The 1,868-nt window shown below is 37.4% G+C and carries 2 protein-coding genes; both read right to left on the reverse strand.

What is annotated here, in order from left to right:
- Positions 1-673: GDSL-type esterase/lipase family protein (locus E1171_RS02015; RefSeq protein ID WP_155203577.1), on the reverse strand; the 673-nt coding region annotated here is incomplete at its 3' end.
- A gap of 168 nt (positions 674-841) precedes the next feature.
- Positions 842-1,813, reverse strand: a complete 972-nt coding sequence (locus E1171_RS02020; protein ID WP_155203579.1) for an NAD(P)-dependent alcohol dehydrogenase — start codon at positions 1,811-1,813, stop codon at positions 842-844.
- Positions 1,814-1,868 lie beyond the last annotated feature (55 nt).

A 1,868-nucleotide genomic window follows, 5' to 3' on the forward strand; every position in this document is an offset into this window, starting at 1 on the left:
TCAGGTCCTTCCACAGCAAATACCCCGCCCCTAAAAGATGAAGATCATCATTGGTAAAATCTGATTTTAGTTTACCCGTTTCGTCTGTAAAATGGGGATGCAAATCAAGGTAAGGAATATTCAAGTCCTCACAAATTCTCCTTAACTCCTGATTTACCTCCAAAATCTCTTTATTGTTATGCAATAAAACAGAACCAGAAGAAATAGCCACTGGTAAAATGGACTGTATATAAAGCTTGGTATGAGGGGAAGAGGTTCTTAATTTTTGGATGATTGTCAGGTAATTGTTTATAATTTCCCTAATTGGAATTTCCCTGGCTATATCATTCGTGCCAATAGAAATAAATAATTTGGATGGCTTATGACGAACGATCTCATCTAACCGATTTATTACCCCTGCTGTAATATCTCCCCCTATACCCCTATTGATAATGTTCGAATTTTCAAATAGCTCGGCCCAATTGGCTCCCTCAATAATACTATTACCCAGGAAAATAATGGAGTTCTTTTGAACCGGCATAGCTTCAAACATGGTTGCCTTTCGATGATAATGTTGTTCTGCTAAACTTTTGGTGATTTCTTGAACATGCCCCCGCCAGCTTAAGGAAAGATAAACAATAGGTGCAAGGATGATTAAATTGAGGATAATAGAAATGATAAGCCATTTTTTCATTTTATCTGAATTATTATGACACTAAATTGATCTCACCGTATAAACTTTGTACTGGGCCTTAAAAACCTTCATCTATTTTTTGACTACTGGTTTTGGGTTGGAGGGCAAACTAATCCAAGCATTTATTTTTATGATTCCAATCTAAGGTTGAGAAATTTTCACCATATCTCAAATAACTCTAATCACCACATTCCCTTTTTTATGCCCTTTCTCCACATATCTATGTGCCTCCACAATCTCACTTAAAGAATAGCTTCTATCAATTATAGGTTTAAGGAAGTTTTCTTCAACTAGACCTTTCAGAAAGGTTAAATCTTCAGACGAATCCGGAGGATCCACACCCATTAATATTTTCTTCTTACTGAACATGGAAGTCCAAAACATTTGTAAACTCATTAATGGTTGAGTTACATTTACATATATCCCCTCCTTTTTGAGAAATCTTTTGCAGACAGAAAACGGCCACTTATCCACCGCTAAAAAAACTACATCATACATATCTAGTTTTTTTGTATAATCTCCTTCCGTATAATCAATTACCTGGTCTGCTCCCAGGGATTTCACCAATTCCAAATTTGTACTGCTACAAATCCCAGTCACTTCAGCTCCAAAATGTTTAGCAAGTTGGACAGCATACGTTCCTACGCTCCCAGAGGCTCCGTAAATCAAGACTTTTTGCCCACTCCTAATTCCACTTTTCCTGAGGTAGTACAATGCAGTACGACCTCCTATGGGAATAGCTGCTGCTGCTTCGAATGAGATATTTGCTGGTTTAATGGCAATCTGGCCATTTTCAGGTAAACATTTATATTCCGCATAAGCCCCAAAACTATTTAGAGTGGAAGCAAATACCTGATCTCCTTTTTTGAACCGCTTCACATTTTTTCCTACAGCATCTACTTCTCCTGCTAATTCCACTCCTAAGATATTCTTTTTTGGCTTTCTCAGGCCGAGCGCAATTCGAGCCGGTAACCACACAGAAGCAGGAACGGTAAAACTTCTTATTCTGTAATCTGCCACTGTCACTGTTGTGGCACGTACTTTAACCTGTATCTCATTGATTTTAGGTTCAGGCCTCTTCACTTCTTTGAATTGAAGAACTTCGGGAGGCCCATATTTTGTGCAAACAACTGCTTTCATTTCCATTAACTTTTAATGTTTAAAAAAAATGATTTGAATAACTCCTTATTGATTC

The sequence above is a fragment of the Xanthovirga aplysinae genome, assembly GCF_009711365.1.
GTDB classification, from domain to species: Bacteria; Bacteroidota; Bacteroidia; order Cytophagales; family Cyclobacteriaceae; genus Xanthovirga; species Xanthovirga aplysinae.

What these genes read in the sequence shown, in the direction of transcription:
- E1171_RS02020 (WP_155203579.1), bottom strand. Translation starts at nt 1,813, where the DNA reads ATGAAAGCAGTTGTTTGCACAAAATATGGGCCTCCCGAAGTTCTTCAA.